Here is a 21,000-nt window from a genome sequence, read left to right on the forward strand (position 1 = left end):
TCGAGACCATGAGCGCGCAGAACCACGCAATCGGCATCGACGTCGGCGGAACGGGAATCAAGGGGGCGCTGGTCGACCTCGACAGCGGCGAACTGGTCAGCGACCGCATCAAGCTCGCGACGCCGGAGGGCGGCAAGCCGGACGACATCGTCGAGACCACCAAGGAGATCGTCGAGAAGCTGGCCGCCGAGGACCCGGACGCGCCGGTCGGGGTGTGCTTCCCCGCGATCGTCAGTCACGGCGTCACGCTCTCGGCGGCCAACGTGTCCAAGAAGTGGATCGGGCTGCACGCCGAGGAGCTGTTCGAGAAAGCACTGGGACGCGACATCCACTTCGTCAACGACGCGGACGCGGCGGGCTACGCCGAGACGCGCTTCGGCGCGGCGAAGGGCACGGACGGCCTGGTCATCATGACCACCCTCGGCACCGGCATCGGATCGGCGCTCATCTACGACGGCGTGCTGATCCCGAACGCGGAGCTCGGCCACCTGGAGATCGAGGGCCACGACGCCGAGTCGCGGGCCGCCTACTCGGCGAAGGAGCGCGAGGACCTCTCGTGGGAGAAGTGGGCGAAGCGGCTGCAGAAGTACTACTCGACGCTGGAGTTCCTCTTCACCCCCGACCTGTTCATCGTCGGAGGAGGCGTGTCCAAGAACTACGCGGACTTCCTGCCGCTGCTCGACCTCAACACGATGATCGTGCCGGCCACCCACCGCAACAACGCGGGCATCCTGGGGGCGGCCGCCCTCGCCGTGCGGGGCGAGAAGCGCGACGCGGGTGCGCGCGGTCGCTCGGCGGAGGTCGGGATCACGCCCGACAACTAGGCGCGAACACCGCGGCCGTCAGCGATCCGCATGGATCGCCCGCAGGCCCGTTAGAGAATCGTGAGGACGCTCACCCGCGTCCTCCTCCGGGTGTGGACTCCTCTCGCCCCCGGCCACCCGGCCGGGGTGTCCCGATGGATGGAGAGAGTCGTGCTTGACCTCGTCTACCTTCTCGCCGTCGCTGCGCTGGCGTTCGTCGTCGCGCTCGTCGGCCGGGGGGTCGAGAAACTGTGATCGTCGTCACCCTGATCGCCGCGCTGCTCGGCGTCGCGGCGATCGGCTACCTGGTCGTCGCCCTGGTCAAGCCGGAGCGGTTCTGACATGGCGGCATGGTTGTTCGTCGCCCAGCTCGCGACCCTCGTCCTCCTGCTCGCCCTTGCCTACCGCCCGCTCGGCGACTACCTGGCCCGGGTCTTCACGACCGACAAGGACCTCGCCGTCGAACGCGGCGTCTATCGGCTGATCGGCATCGACCCGCGGTCGGAGCAGTCCTGGCCCGCCTACCTGCGCGGCGTGCTCGCGTTCTCCGTGGTCGGCATCCTGATCGTCTACGGGCTCCAGCGGCTGCAGCAGTTCCTGCCGTACAGCCTCGGCTTCCCCGCGGTGCCGGAGGGCACGGCGTTCAACACCGCCGTCTCCTTCGTGACCAACACGAACTGGCAGTCGTACTCCCCCGACGTCACCCTCGGCTACACGGTGCAGCTCGCCGCGCTCGCGGTGCAGAACTTCGTGTCGGCCGCGGTCGGCATCGCCGTCGCGGTCGCCCTGGTCCGCGGCTTCGCGGCCCGCCGCAGCGGAGGTGCGTTCACCCAGGCCGGGATCGGCAACTTCTGGGTGGACCTGATCCGCGGCACCGGGCGCGTCCTCCTGCCGCTGGCGCTGGTCTCGGCCGTCGTGCTCATCGCCGGCGGCGTCATCCAGAACGTCGGCGGCTTCGACACGGTGCACACGATCGCGGGAGCGACGCAGTCCATCCCGGGCGGACCGGTGGCCTCCCAGGAGGCGATCAAGCTGCTCGGCACGAACGGCGGCGGCTTCTTCAACGTGAACTCGGCGCACCCGTTCGAGAACCCGACGGCGTGGACGAATCTGTTCGAGATCTTCCTCATGCTCGTCATCCCGTTCTCGCTGCCCCGCACGTTCGGCACGATGGTCGGCGACAAGCGCCAGGGCTACGCGATCCTGGCGACGATGGCCTCGCTGTTCCTGGTCTCGCTCGTCGCCATGACGCTCTTCGAACTGGGCGGGTCGATGGAGGGCAAGGAGACCGTCTTCGGCGTCCTCGGCTCGACGCTGTTCAACACGACGTCGACGGTCACCTCGACCGGCGCGGTGAACTCGATGCTCGACAGCTACACGCCACTCGGCGGGATGATGGCGATGATCAACATGATGCTCGGCGAGACCGTGCCGGGCGGCGTCGGATCGGGACTGTACGGCATCCTGGTCATCGCGGTCATCGCGGTGTTCCTCGCCGGGCTGATGGTCGGACGCACGCCCGAGTACCTCGGCAAGAAGCTCGGCCCGCGCGAGATCAAGCTCGCCAGCCTCTACATCCTGACCACCCCGGCGCTCGTGCTGCTGGGGACCGGACTGAGCTTCGCGATCCCGGCGATCCGCGCCGACGTGGAGAAGACCTCCATCCTCAACCCGGGGCTGCACGGTTTCAGCGAGGTGCTCAACGCGTTCACCTCGGCGGCGAACAACAACGGCTCGGCCTTCGCCGGCCTGACCGCGGCCACACCCTGGCTCAACACGGCGCTCGGCGTCGCGATGTTCCTCGGCCGGTTCGTGCCGATCGTCTTCGTGCTCGCGCTGGCCGGCTCGCTCGCGGCCCAGAACAGGATCCCCGCGACCGCCGGCACGCTCCCCACGCACCGCCCGCTGTTCGTCGGGCTGATGGCCGGCACCATCCTGCTCGTCTCCGCACTCACCTACTTCCCCGTTCTCGCGCTGGGTCCCCTGGCGGAAGGGCTGCACTGACCATGACCACCATCCACTCGACGGCGACTCGCACGGTCGCCACCCCGGCCGGGGCGTTCTCGGCCCGGCAGCTCGTCGCGGCCCTCCCGGGCGCGCTGCGCAAGCTCGACCCGCGCCTGATGTGGCGGAACCCGGTGATGTTCATCGTGGAGGTCGGCGCGGCGCTCACGATGGTGATCGCGCTCGCCCAGCCGTTCCTCGGCGCAGGCGGCGCGGGACCGGCGACGCTCGCCTTCACCTGGAGCATCGCCGTGTGGCTCTGGCTGACTGTGCTGTTCGCCAACCTGGCGGAGTCGGTCGCCGAGGGGCGCGGCAAGGCGCAGGCGGCCACCCTCCGCAAGACGCGCTCCACCACGGTGGCGACGCGCGTGGCGCACTACGACGAGACGCACGATGCCGAGGCGCTGACCGCCGCCACCGAGCAGGTGACCTCCAGCGACCTGCGGCTCGGGGACGTGGTCGTGGTCACGACGGGAGAGCTCATCCCCGGCGACGGCGATGTCATCCGCGGCATCGCCACGGTGGACGAGTCGGCCATCACCGGCGAGTCCGCGCCGGTGGTGCGCGAGTCCGGCGGCGACCGCAGCGCGGTGACCGGCGGCACCCGGGTGCTCTCCGACCGCGTCGTGGTGCGGATCACCAGCAAGCCGGGCGAGACCTTCGTGGACCGGATGATCGCGCTCGTGGAGGGCGCCTCCCGGCAGAAGACCCCCAACGAGATCGCGCTCAACATCCTGCTGGCGAGTCTGTCGATCATCTTCGTGATCGTGGTGCTCGTCCTCCAGCCGGTGGCGGGCTACTCGAACGTGTCGCCGACCGTGCCTGTGCTGGTCGCGCTGCTGGTCTGCCTCATCCCGACGACGATCGGCGCGCTCATCTCGGCCATCGGCATCGCCGGCATGGACCGGCTGGTGCAGCACAACGTGCTCGCCATGTCCGGCCGTGCGGTGGAGGCCGCGGGCGACGTGACCACCCTGCTGCTCGACAAGACCGGGACCATCACCTACGGGAACCGCCGGGCCAGCGAGTTCACGGCCGTCGGCGGCACGGCCGGCGACGAGCTGGTGCGCGCAGCGGCGGAGTCCTCGCTGAGCGACCCGACGCCCGAAGGGGTGTCTGTGGTCGAGCTGGCGGAGACGCTCGGGTACGAACGGCCGGAGCGGGTCGACGGCGAGATCGTGCCGTTCACGGCGCAGACCCGGATGAGCGGCCTCGACCTCCCGGACGGCTCGCAGGTGCGCAAGGGCGCGGCGAGCGCCGTCGTCGCCTGGGTCCGCGAGAGCACCGCGCCCTCCGCGGCGGCCCTCGAAGAGCTCGACCGCGAGGTGGAGCGCATCTCCCAGGTCGGCGGCACCCCGCTCGCCGTGGCGACGCGCGACGCGGCCGGCGCCGCACGCCTCCTTGGCGTGGTCTACCTCAAGGACATCGTCAAGGAGGGCCTCGCCGAGCGCTTCGCCGACCTCCGCAAGATGGGCATCCGCACCGTCATGGTGACCGGCGACAACCCGCTGACCGCCAAGGCCATCGCGGCGGAGGCCGGCGTCGACGACTTCCTCGCCGAGGCGAAGCCCGAGGACAAGCTCGCGCTCATCCGCCGCGAGCAGGAGGGCGGCGCCCTCGTCGCGATGACCGGAGACGGCACCAACGACGCGCCCGCGCTCGCGCAGGCCGACGTCGGGGTCGCGATGAACACCGGGACGTCGGCGGCGAAGGAGGCCGGCAACATGGTCGACCTCGACTCCGACCCGACCAAGCTGATCGACATCGTGCGGATCGGCAAGCAGCTCCTGATCACACGCGGCGCGCTCACCACGTTCTCGATCGCGAACGACGTGGCGAAGTACTTCGCGATCATCCCGGCGATGTTCGTCGGCGCCTTCCCCGGCCTCGCCGTGCTCAACGTGATGGGGCTGCACTCGCCGGCCTCCGCGATTCTCTCGGCGGTGATCTTCAACGCGATCGTGATCGTGCTGCTCATCCCGCTCGCCCTGCGCGGCGTGCGCTACCGGCCGTCGGCGGCGTCCTCGCTGCTCGGCCGCAACCTCCTCATCTACGGGCTCGGCGGGATCATCGCCCCGTTCATCGGCATCAAGCTGATCGACCTCGTCGTCGCCCTCCTCCCCGGCTTCTGACCACCACAGTAAGGAATCGCAGAACATGAACCGCCTCCGCGGCGCCTGGCGCCAGTACTGGGTCGCCATCCGCGCCATGATCGTGCTCACGGTCGCGCTCGGCGTCGCCTACACCGTCGTTGTGACCGGCATCGGGCAGCTGGCCTTCCCGGCGCAGGCGAACGGGTCGATGATCACGCAGGACGGGAAGACCGTCGGCTCGGCCCTCATCGGCCAGGCCTTCACGGACGAGAAGGGGAACCCGCTGCCGCAGTGGTTCCAGTCGCGCCCGTCCGCGGCGACGTCGAACGGACCTGCCGGCTACGACGCGGCGGCGTCCTCGGGCAGCAACCTCGCCACCGGCAACCCGGCGCAGGTGAAGGCCGTGCAGGACCGCACCGCCGCGATCGAGAAGCTGGACGGGGTGCCGGCGTCGGCGATCCCCTCCGACGCAGTGACCGCGTCCGGTTCGGGGCTCGATCCGCACATCTCCCCCGCCTACGCGCTGCTGCAGGTGAAGCGCGTCGCGGAGGCCCGCGGCCTCCCGGAAGCAACGGTGAAGAAGCTGGTCGAGTCTAGGATTCAAGCACGGGACCTCGGCTACCTCGGCGACCCGACCGTGAACGTGCTCCAGCTCAACCTGGCGCTGGCCCGGCTCGGCCGCTGACCGGCCGACATCGAGAAGGGGATCGAGAGCGAATGGCGCGTGGCCACCTCCGGGTCATGCTCGGCGCGGCGCCCGGCGTCGGCAAGACCTACGCGATGCTCGAGGAGGGCAAGCGGCTGAAGGCGCTCGGCAAGGACGTCGTGGTCGCGGTCGTGGAGACCCACGGCCGCGCCGCCACCGCCGCGATGCTGGAGGGCCTGGAGGTCGTGCCGCGCCGCACGGTCGAGCACCGCGGGGTGGAGCTCACCGAGCTCGACCTCGACGCGGTGCTGGCCCGCGCGCCGCAATTGGCCCTCGTCGACGAGCTCGCCCACACCAACGCGCCCGGCCCCGACGACGGATCGCACAGCAACGCGAAGCGCTGGGAGGACGTGGACGCGATGCTGGCGGCCGGCATCGACGTGATGTCCACCGTCAACATCCAGCACATCGAGTCGTTGAACGACGTGGTCGAGCAGATCACCGGCGTGCAGCAGCGCGAGACCATCCCCGACGCCGTGCTGCGTCGCGCCGACCAGATCGAGGTGGTCGACCTCGCCCCGCAGGCGCTGCGCGACCGGCTCGCCGAGGGCGTCGTCTACCCCGCGGCGCGCGTGGACGCCGCGCTCTCCAACTACTTCCGGCTCGGCAACCTCACCGCGCTGCGCGAGCTCGCGCTGCTCTGGCTGGCCGACGAGGTGGACAGCGCACTGCAGCAGTACCGCGCGGAGCACGGCATCGCAGGCAAGTGGGAGGCCCGCGAGCGCGTGGTCGTGGCGCTCACCGGCGGCCCGGAGGGCGAGACGCTGCTGCGGCGCGGCGCCCGGATCGCCGCGCGCTCGGCCGGCGGAGAACTGCTCGCCGTGCACGTCACCAGCCAGGACGGCCTCCGCGAGGCGACGCCCGGCGCACTCGCGGCCCAGCGCGCACTGGTGGAGCAGCTCGGCGGCAGCTACCACCAGGTGGTCGGCAGCGACATCCCGCAGGCGCTGGTCGACTTCGCGCGCGGCGAGAACGCGACGCAGCTGGTCATCGGCGTCTCGCGGCGCAGCCGGCTCGCGGCGCTGCTGACCGGGCCGGGGATCGGCGCGACGGTGGTTCGGGAGTCCGGCGACATCGACGTGCACATCGTGACGCACTCCCGGGCGGGCGGCCGGTTCTCGCTGCCGCGGCCGCGCGGCGGCCTCACGACCCGGCGGCAGGTCTACGGCTTCCTCCTCGCGCTGATCGGCGGCCCGCTGCTGACACTGGTGCTGGTGAGCATGCGCTCGGGCGAGTCGATGACGGCCGACGTGCTCAGCTACCAGCTGCTGGTGGTGGTCGTCGCGCTGGTCGGCGGGATCTGGCCCGCGCTGTTCGCCGCGCTGCTCTCCGGGCTGACGCTCGACTACTACTTCGTCGCCCCGCTGTACACGATCACGATCGCCGAGCCGCTGCACCTGCTGGCGCTGATCCTCTACATGGTGATCGCCGCGCTGGTCAGCCTGGTCGTGGACCAGGCGGCCCGCCGCACGCGGGCCGCCCAGCGCGCCGCCGCGGAGGCCGAGCTGCTGGCCACGGTCGCCGGCGGCGTCATCCGCGGCGAGGACGCCCTCCAGGCGCTCGTCACCCGCACGCGCGAGGCGTTCTCGCTCACCGGGGTGCGCCTCCTGGACGGCGACGAGGTCGTCTCCACCGACGGCGAACCGGCGGACTCGGCGCACACGCAGCGCATCGCGGTGGGCGACCGCGGCACGCTGGAGCTGTCCGGCCGCGACCTGGAGGCCGCCGACCGGCGTCTGCTCGCGGCGATCGTCGCGCAGCTCGACGCGGCACTGGAGCACCGGGAGCTCGCTGCGACCGCGAGCGAGCTCGGCCCGCTCGCCGAGGCGGACCGGGTGCGCAGCGCGCTGCTCGCGGCCGTGGGCCACGACCTCCGCCGCCCGCTCGCCGCGGCGACAGCGGCCGTAACCACGCTGCGCCAGCGCGACCTCGCGCTCAGCGACGGCGACCGCGAGGCGCTGCTGGAGACCGCGGAGGACAGCCTCGACGGCCTCGCCACGCTGGTCACCAACCTCCTCGACGTCAGCCGTGTGCAGGCGGGCGTGCTCGGCGTCTCGCTCGCGCCGACCGAGCTGGAGGACGTCATCCCGGCCGCGCTCGAAGAGCTGGGGCTGGGACCGGCGAAGGTGGAGCTCGACCTGGCGGAGTCCGTCCCGCCGGTCCTCGCCGACGCCGTGCTGCTGCAGCGTGTGCTCGTGAACCTGCTCGGCAACGCCCTGCGGTTCTCGCCGGACGGCCGGCCGCCGGTCATCGCGGCCAGCGAGTTCGGAGGGACGGTGCAGCTGCGCGTCGTCGACCACGGCCCCGGCATCCCCGGCGAGCGCCGCGAGGCCGTCTTCCTCCCGTTCCAGCGGCTGGGCGACACGGACAACGACACCGGGATCGGGCTGGGCCTCGCGCTCTCCAAGGGGTTCGCCGAGGGGATGGGCGGCACGCTGGAGGCCGAGGACACCCCGGGAGGCGGGCTCACGATGGTGGTGTCGCTCCCGGCCGCCACGACCCCCGCCACCACCCCGAACCCCGCCACTTCGACCCCGGAGGAGACGCCATGAGGATCCTGATCGCCGACGACGACCAGCAGATCCTGCGCGCCCTGCGCATCCTCCTCACCGCGCGCGGCTACGAGGTGCTCACCGCCCGCACCGGCGCGGAGGCCCTGACGCAGGCGGTGGAGCACCATCCCGATCTGGTCATGCTCGACCTCGGGATGCCCGAGCTGAACGGCATCGAGGTGATCGAGGGGCTGCGCGGCTGGTCGACCGTCCCGATCCTGGTTGTCTCCGGCCGCACCGGCTCGGCCGACAAGGTGGACGCCCTCGACGCGGGCGCCGACGACTACGTGACCAAGCCGTTCGCGGCCGACGAGCTGCTCGCGCGCATCCGGGCGCTGACGCGGCGCCAGTCCGGCCCGGCCGACGAGCCGGCGGTGCGCTTCGGGGACATCACCGTGGACCTCGCCGCCCACCAGGTGCTGAAGCGCACGGCCGACGGCGAGTCGCCGGTGCGGCTGACGCCGACCGAGTGGGCGATCCTGGAGGTGCTGGTGCGCAATCCGCGCCGGCTGGTCACGCGCCAGGCGCTGCTCACGCAGGTCTGGGGTCCGCAGTACACGAACGACACCGGCTACCTGCGGCTGTATCTCGCGCAACTCCGCAAGAAACTGGAGCCCGTCCCGTCCACCCCGCGCTACCTCCTCACCGAGGCCGGCATGGGCTACCGCTTCACCCCCGACCCCGACTGACGTCGGAGGGGGCTCGAAGGGAACGGGCCGGCCGATACGCCGGGTTCTGTCGTGGACGGCCATCTCTCTCGGGACGACGTTGCCGCCGCCCTCTAGCGGTCTACCCGGGGACGAGACGAGCAGCCTCATGGTCCCCTGTCTGACCTTGCTCCGGGCGAGGTTTACCCAGCCGGCCGGGTCACCCCGGCCGCTGGTGGTCTCTTACACCACCGTTTCACCCTTACCGCGCACTCGCGTGCGAGGCGGTCTGCTTTCTGTTGCACTTTCTCGCGGGTTGCCCCGGGTGGGTGTTACCCACCACCCTGCTCTGCGGAGCCCGGACGTTCCTCGGCGGCCCGCTCGCGCGGACCGACGCGACCGTCTGGCCGACCCATTCCACGCCCAACACTAGCGCAGCTAGAGCCCGGACTCCTCGTTGCGGATGAGGATCGCACCGCTGTCCGGGCAGAGCACCACGTCGTCGTCCGCTGCCCGGCGGATCTCCGCGAGGTCGGACTCGGTGAGTTTCACGTTCGAGCCCATCGACACCCCGCGCAGCAGCAGCGCCGCGCCGACGCCGTACCGCGACCGCTGCCGCTCGTACAGGGCGACCAGGTCGGCGGGGAGCGCCCCCGCGATCGTGGCGCGGTCGCGGGCGAGGGCGTCGCGCTGGGCGCCCACCGTGCCGGCCTCGCCGTCACGGGAGGCCTCCAGCTCCTTCACTTTGCCCTCCAGCTCGTCGCGCTCGGCGTCGATGCCGGACAGGCTCGCCTCCAGTCCCTCCAGGCGCTCCATGACCGTCAGCTCGATCTCCTCCAGGTCGCCCTGGCGCTTGGCGAGCGACGCGAGCTCGGCCTCCAGCGCCTGGACGTCCTTCACCGAGGACGTGTGCTGCAGCCGGTCGCTGTCTCTGCGCTTGCGGGCCTCCACGACCTCGACGTCGGACTCGACGCGCTTCAGCTCGGCGCGGGCGTCCTCGACCTCTCCGGTCGCGGCGATCCACCGGGCGCGCAGGGCGTCGAGCTCGGGCTGGAGCGCGGCGAGCTGCGCGGCCTGCGGGAGGTTGCGGACGGTGTGGTCGAGCTGTGCGAGCCGGGTGTCGGCGGCCTGCAGCCGGAGGAGCTCGTTCTGGTCGGAGGGGCTGGCTTTCATGCTCTGCTCTCTGCTGTTTCGGTACGGGTGCTGATCATTGCAGGATCGCGAAATCCCAGGGGTCGGTGCGCAGCTCGCTGACGACGACCTCCACGCCGGGCAGAGCACGGCGGAGGCTCTCGGCGGCTGTGTCGAGCCACAGCCACTCGCTCGCCCAATGCGAGACGTCGAGGAGGGCTGGGCCGCCGCCGAGGACGGCCTGCTCGCGCGCCTCCGACGCCGGGTGGTGGCGGAGGTCGGCGGTGATGTAGACGTCCGCGCCGCGCACGGCGTCGCTGGCCAGCAGCGAGTCGCCTGCGCCGCCGCACACCGCGACGCGGGAGACGGGCTGGTGGTAGTCGCCCGCCGCGCGGACTCCGCCGGCGGTCGGCGGCAGGAGGTCTGCGAGCGCGCGGGCGAGGGCGCCGAGCGTCGTCGGCTCGGCCAGCGTGCCGACCCGGCCGATGCCGGTGACGCCGTCGGGCGCCGGCGCGATCGGCGCGGTGTCCCGGAGGCCGAGAGCGGCGGCCAGGACGGCGCTCGTGCCGTCCGCCACCACGTCGGCGTTGGTGTGCGCCGCGATCAGCGCGCAGTCGTTGCGGATCAGGGTCGCCAGCAGGGAGCCCTTGTAGCGGTCCTCGGCGACGGAGGTCACGCCGCGCAGCAGCAGCGGGTGGTGGGCGATCAGGAGGTCCGCGTCGAGCCCCACCGCTTCGTCGACGGTCGCGGCCACCGCGTCCACGGAGAGGAGGATGCGCTCCACGTTCGCGGCCGGGTCGCCCGACACGAGCCCCGGCGCGTCCCATCCCTCGGCGCCGGCGATCGGCCAGAGCGATTCGACGACCTCGCAGACGGAACGGAGAGTGTGCGGCACGGAGTAGAGCCTAGCCCTGTCGCCGGCGGAGGAGTTCCGGAGAGCCGCGCCTCAGGCCACCACCGCCTCCTGCCGCCGCACCTCGCGGACGCCGGACACCATCGGCGTCACCAGCCCGATGCCGAGTGCGAGCAGCACGCCGACGTTGCTCGCGCCGATCCCGGCGTGCGGGTCGGCGCCGAGCAGCCGGACCAGGTAGCCCTCCCAGGCCAGCCACGGCAGCGGCGAGCTGACGAAGCCGAGCCCGATCGCGGTGGCGACCACGAGCATCGTGAGGTTGGCCCAGCGCCAGTCCGGGTAGACGCCGCCGCGGTTCAGCAGCGAGCTGTGGTGGAAGCGGCGCGTGCGCAGCATCATCTCGCCGGCGAACAGCCCGGCCCACGCGGCGACCGGCACGGACAGCGCGGTCGGGATGCCGCGGATGACCTCGTCCAGGTCGCTCACCGTGAGGGCGAGCACGATGCCGGCGACCGCGATCACGGCGCCGATGACCACCGTGCTCCAGCGCCGGCCGAGCCGCGCGCCGAGCGCGTCGAGGGTGAAGCCGCCCGAGTAGATCGTGAGCACGAGCGCGGAGATCAGGCTGAGCCCCACCGCCAGCAGCAGCGGGACCGGGTACCAGGCCGGGAGGCCGAGCCGCACGAACCCTCCCACCGGGTCGCTGGCCAGCTCGGCGGCCAGGTGCGGGTCGGAGGCGGCGAGCAGGCCGCCGTAGGAGACGAGCACGAACGGCGGCACGCCCGCCCCGAACGTCGCCCACAGCATCCCCGCCGCGCCGGAGGAGCGCCGCCGCTGGTACCGGGCGACCTCCGCGCTGCTCATCGCCCAGGCCAGCCCGACGTAGCTGAACACGAGCACCGCGCCGGTGACGACGTGCGTCCAGAGCGCGTCGGGGACGGCGAGCGCGCGCGACAGGTCGACGTGCCTCCAGGTGGCCGCGATCGTCACGGCGATCAGCACCGCCGAGGCGATCGTGAGCACGAGCTGCACCCGGGAGACGAGCCCGTAGCCGAAGAAGGCCACGACGCCTGCGGCGGCGATCGTCACGGCCAGCGCGATCGCGGTCGGGATCGCCGCGCTGTGCGCCCAGCCCTCCGAGACGGCCAGCGATCCGGCGGCCGACCCGGCGAGCCAGAGCAGCACCGAGCCCCAGAACAGCTTGGTGACCAGCGCCAGCGCGGTCGGGAGGGCGTTGCCGCGCACGCCGAACGTGGCACGCGACACCACCATCGTCGGCTGTCCGCTCCACTTGCCCGCGAGCGTCCCGAGCCCGAGCGGGAGGAAGGACAGGGCGACCCCGAACAGCGTCGCGACCAGGAGCTGGCGGAGGCTCAGCCCGAGCAGGAAGAGGGTCGCGCCGACGCCCACGCTGATCAGGGACGAGGTGCCCGCGAACCAGAGCCAGAACAGCCGGGACGCGTGCCCCGCCCGCCGGTCGAACGGCGTGGGCTCCAGGTCCACGGTCTCCGGCACGAAGGCGCCAGGTGCGACAGGGCCGGCCGCGATCGGTCCGGTGCGCAGCACCTCGGCGCCCTCGGGCGGCCGGGGCGACGCGACCGGAACCGGTGCGCTGTGCGCGTCGTCGGCGTCGAGGTGATCGGGAACCGCGGCCGGGCCGAGGTCGGGGGTGGCCACCGGCGCCTCGAGCGCGACGGGGAGGGCATCGGCGAGCAGCGGGACCGGCTGCGAGTCGGTCGGCGCAAACTCCGCGGGCACGAGGCCGAGCGGCTCGACGCGTGGTGCGGGGGTCTCGGGAGCGGGCGGCTGCTGCTGCGCGGCGGTCGAGGTATCGAGCGCGATCGTCGGGAACTTGGGCGGAGACACGTCTGACCGTTGCTGAACCGGCAACTGCTGCGCCGGCGGCTCCGGCTCCGGCGCCGCCGGCTGCGGCACGGCCGCCCCCACCCACGCGCTGTACGTCGGCTGCGGCCCGTCGTCCCGGCGCCGCACGGGGAGGTCGTCGAAGCTGATCAGCTGTGTCGGCGGCCCGGCCCAGTCGTCCTCCTCCTCTTCCTCTTCCTCCTCCTCGACGTCGTCCGACGGCTCCCCCACCAGCGGGATCGCCGCCGTCGCCCGCGCCTGCAGCACGTTCTGCAGATGCTGGATCGCCCCGAACGTGTCGTGGATCCGGAGGTCCGCGTCCACGATCGCCGTGACCTCCGCGTCGCTCAGTGCCGCCGCGTCGCCCGCATCCGCGGCGGGCAGCGGCCCCGCGACGATGGGGATGGCGGCCGTCGCGCGGTCGACCTCGACCTGGAGCGCGTCGGCGAGCTCGTCGTCGCTGTGGCGTGCTCCGCCAGGCTCCGCGACGCCATTCCCCTTCACGCCATCGGCCCGCTCCATGCTCCGAGCCTACGACCGGAACGCTCAGCGGGTCAGGGGGCATCCCGGCCTCCGGGGAAGTACCATCGTCTCGATGAGCACGCCGATCCCGACTCCGTACGAAGACCTGCTGCGCGACGTCCTCGCGAACGGCAGCCACAAGTCCGACCGCACCGGCACCGGGACGCGCAGCGTGTTCGGCCGCCAGCTCCGGTTCGACCTCTCCGAGGGCTTCCCGCTGATCACCACCAAGCGGGTGCACTTCAAGTCGATCGCGTACGAGCTGCTGTGGTTCCTCCGCGGCGACAGCAACGTCGGCTGGCTGCGCGAGAACGGCGTCACGATCTGGGACGAGTGGGCCGACGAGCGCGGCGAGCTCGGCCCGGTCTACGGGGTGCAGTGGAGGTCGTGGCCGGCGCCCGACGGAGCGCACATCGACCAGATTCAGCAGGTGATCGACACCCTCCGCGACAACCCGGACTCCCGCCGGATCATCGTCTCGGCCTGGAACGTCGCCGACATCCCGGACATGGCCCTCGCGCCGTGCCACGCCTTCTTCCAGTTCTACGTCGCCGACGGCCGGCTCTCCTGCCAGCTCTACCAGCGCAGCGCGGACATGTTCCTCGGCGTCCCGTTCAACATCGCCAGCTACGCCCTCCTCACGATGATGGTCGCCCAGCAGGTGGGACTGGAGCCCGGCGACTTCGTCTGGACCGGCGGCGACTGCCACATCTACGACAACCACGTCGAGCAGGTCACCGAGCAGCTGACCCGAGACCCGTATCCCGCGCCGACGCTGCGGTTCGCGCGGAAGCCGGAGAGCATCTTCGACTACCGGTACGAGGACTTCGTGGTGGAGGACTACCAGCACCACCCCGCGATCCGCGCGGCCGTGGCCGTCTGACCCGGATCCGCAGCTGATGACTCTGGCCCTGATCTGGGCGCAGGCCCATGACCGCGTGATCGGCTCCGGCGGCGTCATGCCGTGGCACCTGCCCGAGGACCTCAAGCACTTCCGCGCGCTGACCGACGGCGACCCCGTGGTCATGGGACGCCGCACCTGGGAGTCCCTGCCCGAGCGGTTCCGGCCCCTCCCCGGCCGGGCGAACATCGTCGTGACGCGCGACCCGGGCTACGCGGCGCCGGGCGCGACGGTCGTCCACTCGCTCGACGACGCGCTGAGCGCCGCCGAGGCCGACACCGTGTGGATCATGGGCGGCGCCCAGCTCTACACGCAGGCGCTGCCGCTCGCCGACCGCGTCGAGGTGACCGAGATCGACCTCGCCGTGGAGGGCGACACGTTCGCCCCCGCGCTCGGCCCGGAGTGGCACGGCGACCCCGGCCCGTGGCTGGAGGCCGCGAACGGCATGCGCTACCGCTTCATCCGTTACGATCGCTAAGTCAGTCCCGCCACCAGGTTCACGGTCGCCGCGACGATGACCGTGCCGAACACGTACGACAGCAGCGTGTGGCGCAGGATCGCCCGCCGCAGGTACGGGCTGGAGATGTTCGTGTCCGACACCTGGAACGTCATCCCCAGCGTGAACGCGAGATAGGCGAAGTCGCTGTACTGCGGCGGCTCCTTCTGGTTGAAGTCGACGCCGCCGTCCCGGCGGTAGTAGATCCGCGCATAGCGCAGCGTGTAGAGGGTGTGGACGAGCACCCACGACAGCGCGATGCTCACGATCGCGAGCAGCGCGATGGCGAGCTGCGCGCCGCCCTTGAGGCTGCGCGCTTCGACGAGCACCCACACGACGGCGAACACGCTCACCAGCGCCGTGATGGTCAGCAACAGGTCCACCGTCCGGCGCCCCGGGTCCTCCAGCGTCGCGTGGCTGCGCGTCTGCTCCGCGTCCATGCGCCAGACCGCCGCCCAGACCCAGATGACGTACACGAGGCAGGCCGCTGCCCACCCCATCAGGATCGCGTGGTGCAGCAGCTCGAAGAACGAGGTCACCACCGCCACGATGACGCCGACGGCCAGGGCCACGTACAGCTTCACCCGGGTGCGGCCGCGGCCGCGCTTCAATTCGTCCGTCACACAACGGATGTTCGCACGTCACGCCAGGGCGTCGACGCCAGCACGCCGGTACGATCGGATTGTGACCACCGCTCCCGCACCTCTCGCCGACCTCGACACCGAAGCGCTCCGCGCCGCGCACGCCGACTTCGCGCGCGCCTACGACGAGCTGAAGGCCGCCGGCCTCGCACTCGACATCACGCGCGGCAAGCCGTCCGCCGAGCAGCTCGACCTCTCGAACGACCTCCTGCACCTGCCCGACGGCGCCTACCGGGATGCCGCGGGGACGGACCTGCGCAACTACGGCGGTCCCAACGGCCTCCCCGAGCTGCGCGCGATCTTCGCCGACGCGCTGCGGGTGCCGGTCGGCCAGCTCCTCGCGCTCGGCAACTCCAGCCTCACGGTCATGCACGACACGGTCGCGCAGGCGCTGCTGCACGGCGTCCCCGGCGGCGACCTGCCGTGGAGCCACCAGCCGATCAGCTTCCTCGCCCCGGTGCCGGGATACGACCGGCACTTCACGATCTGCGAGCGCTTCGGCATCCGGATGATCGCGGTGCCGATGAACGACGACGGCCCCGACATCGCCACGATCGAGACGCTGCTGGCGACGGACGACAGCATCAAGGGCATGTGGTGCGTGCCGGTGTACTCCAACCCGTCCGGCGCGGTATACAGCGAGGAGGTCGCGCGCGCCCTCGTGTCGCTGCCCGCCGCTCCCGACTTCCGGCTGTTCTGGGACAACGCCTACGTCGTGCACCACCTGAGCGACGAGCGGCCGGAGCCGATCGACATCCTGGCGCTGGCTGCCGAGGCCGGCAACCCGGACCGCCCGCTGATCTTCGCCTCCACCTCCAAGGTCACGTACCCGGGAGCCGGTGTCGCCTTCATCGGCGCGTCGGAGGCCAACATCGCCTGGTACCAGCACAACTCGGCCGCGCAGAGCATCGGCCCGGACAAGATCAACCAGCTCCGCCACGTCCAGCTCCTGCGCGACGCCGAGGGCCTAACGGCGCACATGGAGAAGCACCGCGCCATACTGGAGCCCAAGTTCGCCGCGGTGGACGAGGCCTTCCGCGCGCGGCTGGAGCCGTGGGGCGCCGGCGCCTGGAACGCGCCGCACGGCGGCTACTTCGTCAGCCTGGACGTGCTCGACGGCTGCGCCAAGCGCGCCGTCCAGCTCGCCAAGGAGGCCGGCATCGCGGTGACGCCCGCCGGCGCGACCTTCCCGTACGGCGAGGACCCGCGCGACGCGAACATCCGCATCGCGCCGACGTTCCCGCCGCTGGCGGAGCTGCGCGCGGCCCTCGACGGGCTCTGCACGGCCATCCTGCTCGCCGAGACCGAGGCGCTGCTCGCCGAGCGGAACTGACGTGACGTCCTGGGTCGTCCGCCCGAGCGTGGAGGCCGACTGGACCGCGTACCGCGCGATCCGGCTGGAGATGTTGGAGGACACGCCCATCGCGTTCCTGGAGACGCTGGCCGCGGCCCGGACGCACCCCGACGAGCACTGGCGGCGGCGCGCGGCGAACACGTCGCCGCGCAGCCGGCTGTTCGCCGCGGTCGCGCCGGACGGCCGCTGGCTGGGGACGATGGGCGGCTTCCACGCGTCCGGCTCCCCCGACCCGCACCTGGTCGGCGTCTACGTGACGCCCGCCGCGCGCGGCCGGGAGCAGGGTGTCACCGACGCGCTCCTGGACGCGGTCGTCGACTGGGCGCGCCCGCGCTCCGGCCGCCTGCTGCTGGAGGTCCACGAGCACAACGCGGCCGCGATCCACTACTACGAGCGCCGCGGCTTCGCCTTCACCGGCCGCACGCAGCCCTACCCGCTCGACCGCACGGCGCTGGAACTGGAGATGGCCGCCGACCTCTAGGCCGACCCCTTCCGTTAGCGGCGGAACCGGAGAGCGAGCTCGGCGAGCAGCCGGGCGCCGTAACCGGTGGCCCCCTTCGACCGCCACGCGTCGTCGGCGTCGGCGTGCATCGTGCCCGCGATGTCGAGGTGCGCCCACGGCGTCTCGCCGACGAACTCCCGCAGGAACAGCGCGGCCGTCGTCGCGCCCGCGTACGGGCCGCCGACGTTGGCGAGGTCGGCGATGTCGGAGTCCAGCAGCTTGCGGTAGGCGGTCTCCAGCGGGAGCTGCCACACCTTCTCGTCCGTGCTGCGGGAGGCCGCCACGATCGCGTCGGCCAGCCCCTGGTCGGACGCGAACAGCGCCGCCCTGGCCGGCCCCAGCGCCAACAGCGCCCCACCGGTGAGGGTCGCGATGTCCACGACGGCGTCCGGCTCCTCCTCGGCGGCGAGGACGAGTCCGTCCATCAGCACCAGGCGCCCCTCGGCGTCGGTGTTCTTGACCTCCACTGTCGTGCCGCCGCGCGCCGTGAGCACGTCGCCCAGCTTGTACGCGGAGCCGGACGGCATGTTGTCCGTGCACATCAGGAACGCGGTGACCATCGTGGTGCAGCCCAGATCCTGGAGGCTGGACAGCGCGCCGAAGATCGCCGCCGCACCGCCCATGTCCATCTTCATCAGCAGGTGCATCGGGTCGGACGGCTTGAGGCTGATGCCCCCGGAGTCGTACATGATGCCCTTGCCGACGAACGCCAGGTGCCCGGTCGGCTCGCCCTCGGGGAGATAGCGGAGCCGGATCATCCGCGGCTCCTCCGCACTCCCGGCGTTGACGCCGAGCAACCCACCACAGCCGAGGTCCACGAGCTGCTGCCGGTCGAACACCTCCACCTCCAGGCCGAAGTCGGCGGCCAGCTCCACGGCGAGGTCGCCGAAGTCGGTGGCGGTCAGATGGCCGGGCGGGGTGTTGGCGAGGTCGCGGGCGATCGCGGCGCCGCGCGCGGTGACCGCACCGGCGGGGAGGCCGTCGGCCACGGCGGAGGACGGCGCCTCGTCCACGAGCAGTTCGAGCCGGGTGAGCTCGGTGACCGTCGGCGCCGACTTCAGCTCGGAGTACCGGTAGCGGCCGAGCAGCGCGCCCTCCGCCACGACCTGGCCGACGCGCTCGGGAGGGACCGCGCCCGTCCCCGGAAGGCGCAGGCCCAGTGCGGCCGACGACGCCGCCGCACGGGCGAAGGCGGCGGCGAGGTCGCGGACGGTGTCCGCGGTGAGGTCCTCCGGGTCGCCCGAGCCGACCGCGTAGAGCAGCGGCGCGGCCTCGGTCGGGATCAGGAGGGTCTGTCCGGGCTTGCCCTCGAACCCGGCGCGCGTGAGCGCGTCCCGGTCGAGGCCGAGGTCGGCGTCGACCGGACCGTCCGTGCCCACGGCGATCCCGATCGCGTCGAGGCCGATCGCATTGAGTCCCGGAGCGAAGGAGGTCACCGCCTCGAAGCCGACGACGTGCTCCGGCCGGTACGACGGGACGGGGGTGAACGACGCCGGGATGAGGCTTCGCACCGCCGATGTCATCTCAGACCTCCCCGAATCCGCTCTCGACCAGGTCGACCAGGGCGTCCACCGCGGCCTCCCCTCGCTGTCCGGCGACGCGATGGAGGCCGTCGCGCCCGCGGTGAGCCCGAGCGACATCACGCCGAGGAGGCTCTTGGCGTCCTTGCCGTTCACGGTCACCTTCACCGGGAAGGTGTTGGCGAGCTTGACGAACTCGGCGGCCGGCCGGGCGTGCAGGCCCTGCGGGTTGCGCACGAGCACTTCGCGCGTGTAGCCGTCGGCCCCGCGCACGGCGGCAGGCGCTTCGGCAGGCTCTGCCGGAGCGGCGGCCGGCGCCGTCTCCGCGTCGGCCCACGCCGAGCGCGCGCCCTCCACGGCGGCAGCGACCCCCTCGAGGTCGGCGCCGGTCTCCGCGGCGACGGCCGCGGCGACGCCGCCCTCCACGAAGGGCCCGTCGACCACGCGCACGCGGGCGCGCTCGTCCTCCGGCAGCATGTCGAGCACGGTCTCCGCGGTCAGCAGAGCCGAGCCCAGGTCGCTGACGACCACGACGCCGGAGCCCTGGTCGGCCTCCCCCACCGCGGTCATCACCTTGCCGAAGCTGGTGCCGATCCCGTCGTCGTCCGTGCCGCCCGCCGGCAGCAGCGTCACCGACGGCGCCATCTGCCCCGCGAGGGCGACGGCGCCGGCGGCGAGCTGCGAGCTGTGCGAGACGAAGACGAGCCCGACTTTCGCGGTCATCCCGCCGCCTCTGCGGCGGCCCGCAGGATCAGCGCGGTCGACTGCGCGCCGGGGTCGCGGTGGCCGGCGGAGCGCTCGCCCAGGTAGCTGGCGCGGCCCTTGCGGGCGACCAGCGGGATGGTGGCGTCCGAGCCCTGCTCGGCCGCCGCGGCCGCCGCGTCGAGGATCGCCGCCGGGTCGGACCCCGCGGCGAGCGCGGCCGAAGCCGCGTCCACCGCGGGGGTCCAGGCGTCGATCATCGTCTTGTCGCCGGTCTCCGCCTTGCCGCGGGACACGATGCCGTCGCGCGCCGCCGTCAGCAGGGCGACCAGGGTCGCCCCGTCGATCGGGTCCGCGTCGCCGACCGGCTCGGCCGCCTTGAGGAAGGCCGTGCCGTACAGCGGGCCGGACGCGCCGCCGACCGTCGAGATCAGGGTCATCGCCACCGAGCGCAACACCGCGGACGGCGTCGCGTCGGCGGGCAGCTTCCCCAGCGCGTCCACGGACGCGCGCAGCCCGCGGTCCATGTTCTCGCCGTGATCGCCGTCGCCGATCTCCCGGTCGAGCGTGTTCAGCTCACCCTTGTGCTCGCCCACGGTCGTCGCCGCGGCCGAGATCCAGGAGGTGACCCAGTTCGTGTCCAGCGCCATCAGCGCATCCTTCCTCGTGTCGTATCCGGTCTGTGGAGCGTACGCCGTCTCAGACGCCCCAGCGGAGTGCGGCGGTGTGCACCGGCGCGTCCCACAGGGCGGTCAGCTCGTCGTCCAGCTTCAGCACCGAGATCGAGGCGCCCTGCATCTCCAGCGAGGTGACGTAGTTCCCGACCAGCGACCGGCCGAGGACGATCCCCTTCTCGTCGAGGATCTCCGCCGCGCGCCGGAACAGGATGTAGAGCTCCGAGAGCGGAGTGCCGCCCATGCCGTTGACGAACAGCAGCACGGTGTCGCCGGAGGAGAACGGCAGGTCGGTGAGGATCGCGTCCATCATCCGGTCCACCAGGCGGTCGGCCGGCTCGAGCTTGATCCGCTCGCGGCCCGGCTCGCCGTGGATGCCGACACCGAACTCGATCTCGTCCTCCGGGAGCACGAAGCCGGGCTCGCCCGCATGCGGGACGGTGCCGTCGGTGAGGGCGAGGCCGATCGAGCGCACGTTGGCGTTGACCTTCTCGGCCACCGCCGTGACGGCGTCGAGGTCGTCGCCCCGGTCGGCCGCCGCTCCGGCGATCTTCTCCACCAGCACAGTGCCCGCGACGCCACGGCGCCCCGCCGTGTAGAGGAGTCCTGGACCGCGACGTCGTCGTTGGTCACGACGGCGCGCACCGTGATGCCCTCCGCCCCCACCAGGTCGGCCGCCGTCTCGAAGTTCAGCACGTCGCCGGTGTAGTTCTTGACGATGTGGAGGACTCCGGCGCCGCCGTCCGCGGCCTTGGTGGCCTCGACGATCGGCATCGGCGTGGGCGAGGTGAAGACCTCACCGGGGACGGCGGCGTCCAGCATGCCCTTCCCCACGAAACCGGCGTGCAGCGGCTCGTGGCCACTGCCCCCACCGCTGACCAGGCCGACCTTGCCGCGCACCGGGCCGTCGGCCCGGGAGACGAAGCGGGGGTCCTGCGACACCGTCACGATGTCCGCGTGAGCCCGTCCGAACCCCGCGAGGGACTCGGTCACGACGTCGGGTACGTCGTTGATGAGCTTCTTCATCGAAAACCCT

The 21,000-nt window shown here is 72.2% G+C and carries 18 protein-coding genes, 1 other RNA gene and 1 pseudogene; 12 read left to right on the plus strand and 8 right to left on the minus strand.

Annotated elements, in window-relative coordinates:
* Positions 1 to 8 precede the first annotated feature (8 nt).
* Genes ppgK through ACQ86L_RS04190 form a run of 8 tightly spaced genes read left to right on the plus strand, consistent with a single transcriptional unit; the run spans position 9 to position 8,847 of the window.
* On the plus strand, positions 9 to 824 hold the full coding sequence (gene ppgK, locus ACQ86L_RS04155; protein WP_434317801.1) for a polyphosphate--glucose phosphotransferase: 816 nt from the start codon (positions 9 to 11) through the stop codon (positions 822 to 824).
* 60 nt (positions 825 to 884) lie between these two features.
* The gene (locus ACQ86L_RS04160) at positions 885 to 1,058 is read left to right on the plus strand and encodes a hypothetical protein (protein WP_434317802.1); all 174 of its coding nucleotides are present in this window, start codon (positions 885 to 887) and stop codon (positions 1,056 to 1,058) included.
* A complete protein-coding gene (locus ACQ86L_RS04165) occupies positions 1,055 to 1,144 on the plus strand; it encodes a potassium-transporting ATPase subunit F (protein ID WP_185277139.1) in 90 nt (29 codons plus the stop codon). The genes ACQ86L_RS04160 and ACQ86L_RS04165 overlap by 4 nt, the downstream gene beginning before the upstream one ends.
* A gap of 1 nt (position 1,145) precedes the next feature.
* Positions 1,146 to 2,807, plus strand: coding sequence for a potassium-transporting ATPase subunit KdpA (kdpA, locus tag ACQ86L_RS04170; protein ID WP_434317803.1), 1,662 nt, complete (start codon positions 1,146 to 1,148; stop codon positions 2,805 to 2,807).
* Positions 2,808 to 2,809: 2 nt separating this feature from the next.
* A complete protein-coding gene (kdpB, locus tag ACQ86L_RS04175) occupies positions 2,810 to 4,939 on the plus strand; it encodes a potassium-transporting ATPase subunit KdpB (protein WP_434317804.1) in 2,130 nt (709 codons plus the stop codon).
* A gap of 25 nt (positions 4,940 to 4,964) precedes the next feature.
* The gene (gene kdpC, locus ACQ86L_RS04180; RefSeq protein ID WP_434317805.1) at positions 4,965 to 5,585 is read left to right on the plus strand and encodes a potassium-transporting ATPase subunit KdpC; all 621 of its coding nucleotides are present in this window, start codon (positions 4,965 to 4,967) and stop codon (positions 5,583 to 5,585) included.
* A 32-nt stretch (positions 5,586 to 5,617) separates the two neighbouring features.
* On the plus strand, positions 5,618 to 8,158 hold the full coding sequence (locus tag ACQ86L_RS04185) for an ATP-binding protein (RefSeq protein WP_434317806.1): 2,541 nt from the start codon (positions 5,618 to 5,620) through the stop codon (positions 8,156 to 8,158).
* Entirely contained in the window at positions 8,155 to 8,847 is a 693-nt protein-coding gene (locus ACQ86L_RS04190; RefSeq protein WP_345834735.1) for a response regulator, read from the plus strand. Before ACQ86L_RS04185 ends, ACQ86L_RS04190 begins: the two co-directional genes overlap by 4 nt.
* A gap of 19 nt (positions 8,848 to 8,866) precedes the next feature.
* Here the strand turns inward: ACQ86L_RS04190 and rnpB are convergent.
* From rnpB to ACQ86L_RS04210, 4 genes are all read right to left on the minus strand, one after another.
* Positions 8,867 to 9,220: RNase P RNA component class A (gene rnpB / locus ACQ86L_RS04195), an RNA gene on the minus strand.
* A 23-nt stretch (positions 9,221 to 9,243) separates the two neighbouring features.
* A complete protein-coding gene (locus tag ACQ86L_RS04200; protein ID WP_434317807.1) occupies positions 9,244 to 9,978 on the minus strand; it encodes a zinc ribbon domain-containing protein in 735 nt (244 codons plus the stop codon).
* A gap of 34 nt (positions 9,979 to 10,012) precedes the next feature.
* Positions 10,013 to 10,831: a Nif3-like dinuclear metal center hexameric protein gene (locus ACQ86L_RS04205; RefSeq protein WP_434317808.1), complete on the minus strand. Its 819-nt coding sequence runs from the start codon at positions 10,829 to 10,831 to the stop codon at positions 10,013 to 10,015.
* 51 nt (positions 10,832 to 10,882) lie between these two features.
* Entirely contained in the window at positions 10,883 to 13,174 is a 2,292-nt protein-coding gene (locus ACQ86L_RS04210; RefSeq protein ID WP_434317809.1) for a cytosine permease, read from the minus strand.
* A 73-nt stretch (positions 13,175 to 13,247) separates the two neighbouring features.
* Here ACQ86L_RS04210 and ACQ86L_RS04215 point away from each other — a divergent pair, with 73 nt between their 5' ends.
* Both ACQ86L_RS04215 and ACQ86L_RS04220 read left to right on the plus strand, forming a co-directional pair.
* Positions 13,248 to 14,057: a thymidylate synthase gene (locus tag ACQ86L_RS04215; protein WP_434317810.1), complete on the plus strand. Its 810-nt coding sequence runs from the start codon at positions 13,248 to 13,250 to the stop codon at positions 14,055 to 14,057.
* Between the two features lie 16 nt (positions 14,058 to 14,073).
* Positions 14,074 to 14,553, plus strand: a complete 480-nt coding sequence (locus tag ACQ86L_RS04220; RefSeq protein ID WP_434317811.1) for a dihydrofolate reductase — start codon at positions 14,074 to 14,076, stop codon at positions 14,551 to 14,553.
* Here ACQ86L_RS04220 and ACQ86L_RS04225 read toward each other — a convergent pair.
* Positions 14,550 to 15,194: a DUF1345 domain-containing protein gene (locus ACQ86L_RS04225; protein WP_434317812.1), complete on the minus strand. Its 645-nt coding sequence runs from the start codon at positions 15,192 to 15,194 to the stop codon at positions 14,550 to 14,552. The two genes, ACQ86L_RS04220 and ACQ86L_RS04225, sit on opposite strands and share 4 nt — an antisense overlap.
* 61 nt (positions 15,195 to 15,255) lie before the next feature.
* On the opposite strand from ACQ86L_RS04225, the gene ACQ86L_RS04230 reads away from it, so the two are divergent.
* Positions 15,256 to 16,545 (plus strand): aminotransferase class I/II-fold pyridoxal phosphate-dependent enzyme, encoded by a 1,290-nt coding sequence (locus ACQ86L_RS04230; RefSeq protein WP_434317813.1) that lies wholly within the window; start codon positions 15,256 to 15,258, stop codon positions 16,543 to 16,545.
* A gap of 1 nt (position 16,546) precedes the next feature.
* A complete protein-coding gene (locus ACQ86L_RS04235) occupies positions 16,547 to 17,047 on the plus strand; it encodes a GNAT family N-acetyltransferase (protein ID WP_434317814.1) in 501 nt (166 codons plus the stop codon).
* 14 nt (positions 17,048 to 17,061) lie between these two features.
* Here the strand turns inward: ACQ86L_RS04235 and ACQ86L_RS04240 are convergent, their stop codons facing one another.
* The 3 genes and pseudogenes from ACQ86L_RS04240 to dhaK form a co-directional block, all read right to left on the minus strand.
* Positions 17,062 to 19,311 (minus strand): leucyl aminopeptidase, encoded by a 2,250-nt coding sequence (locus ACQ86L_RS04240; protein WP_434317815.1) that lies wholly within the window; start codon positions 19,309 to 19,311, stop codon positions 17,062 to 17,064.
* A complete protein-coding gene (dhaL, locus tag ACQ86L_RS04245) occupies positions 19,308 to 19,940 on the minus strand; it encodes a dihydroxyacetone kinase subunit DhaL (protein WP_434317816.1) in 633 nt (210 codons plus the stop codon). Before dhaL ends, ACQ86L_RS04240 begins: the two co-directional genes overlap by 4 nt.
* 49 nt (positions 19,941 to 19,989) lie before the next feature.
* A pseudogene (dhaK, locus tag ACQ86L_RS04250) lies at positions 19,990 to 20,990 on the minus strand (dihydroxyacetone kinase subunit DhaK).
* Between the last annotated feature and the right edge of the window lie 10 nt (positions 20,991 to 21,000).

The sequence above is a fragment of the Leifsonia sp. P73 genome, assembly GCF_051059105.1.
GTDB lineage: Bacteria > Actinomycetota > Actinomycetes > Actinomycetales > Microbacteriaceae > Leifsonia.

Coding starts and splice junctions, on each gene's coding strand:
- ppgK (WP_434317801.1), top strand. CDS start 9: ATGAGCGCGCAGAACCACGCAATCGGCATCGACGTCGGCGGAACGGGA.
- kdpA (WP_434317803.1), top strand. CDS start 1,146: ATGGCGGCATGGTTGTTCGTCGCCCAGCTCGCGACCCTCGTCCTCCTG.
- kdpB (WP_434317804.1), top strand. CDS start 2,810: ATGACCACCATCCACTCGACGGCGACTCGCACGGTCGCCACCCCGGCC.
- kdpC (WP_434317805.1), top strand. CDS start 4,965: ATGAACCGCCTCCGCGGCGCCTGGCGCCAGTACTGGGTCGCCATCCGC.
- ACQ86L_RS04185 (WP_434317806.1), top strand. CDS start 5,618: ATGGCGCGTGGCCACCTCCGGGTCATGCTCGGCGCGGCGCCCGGCGTC.
- ACQ86L_RS04190 (WP_345834735.1), top strand. CDS start 8,155: ATGAGGATCCTGATCGCCGACGACGACCAGCAGATCCTGCGCGCCCTG.
- ACQ86L_RS04200 (WP_434317807.1), bottom strand. CDS start 9,978: ATGAAAGCCAGCCCCTCCGACCAGAACGAGCTCCTCCGGCTGCAGGCC.
- ACQ86L_RS04210 (WP_434317809.1), bottom strand. CDS start 13,174: ATGGAGCGGGCCGATGGCGTGAAGGGGAATGGCGTCGCGGAGCCTGGC.
- ACQ86L_RS04215 (WP_434317810.1), top strand. CDS start 13,248: ATGAGCACGCCGATCCCGACTCCGTACGAAGACCTGCTGCGCGACGTC.
- ACQ86L_RS04220 (WP_434317811.1), top strand. CDS start 14,074: ATGACTCTGGCCCTGATCTGGGCGCAGGCCCATGACCGCGTGATCGGC.
- ACQ86L_RS04240 (WP_434317815.1), bottom strand. CDS start 19,311: ATGACCGCGAAAGTCGGGCTCGTCTTCGTCTCGCACAGCTCGCAGCTC.
- dhaL (WP_434317816.1), bottom strand. CDS start 19,940: ATGGCGCTGGACACGAACTGGGTCACCTCCTGGATCTCGGCCGCGGCG.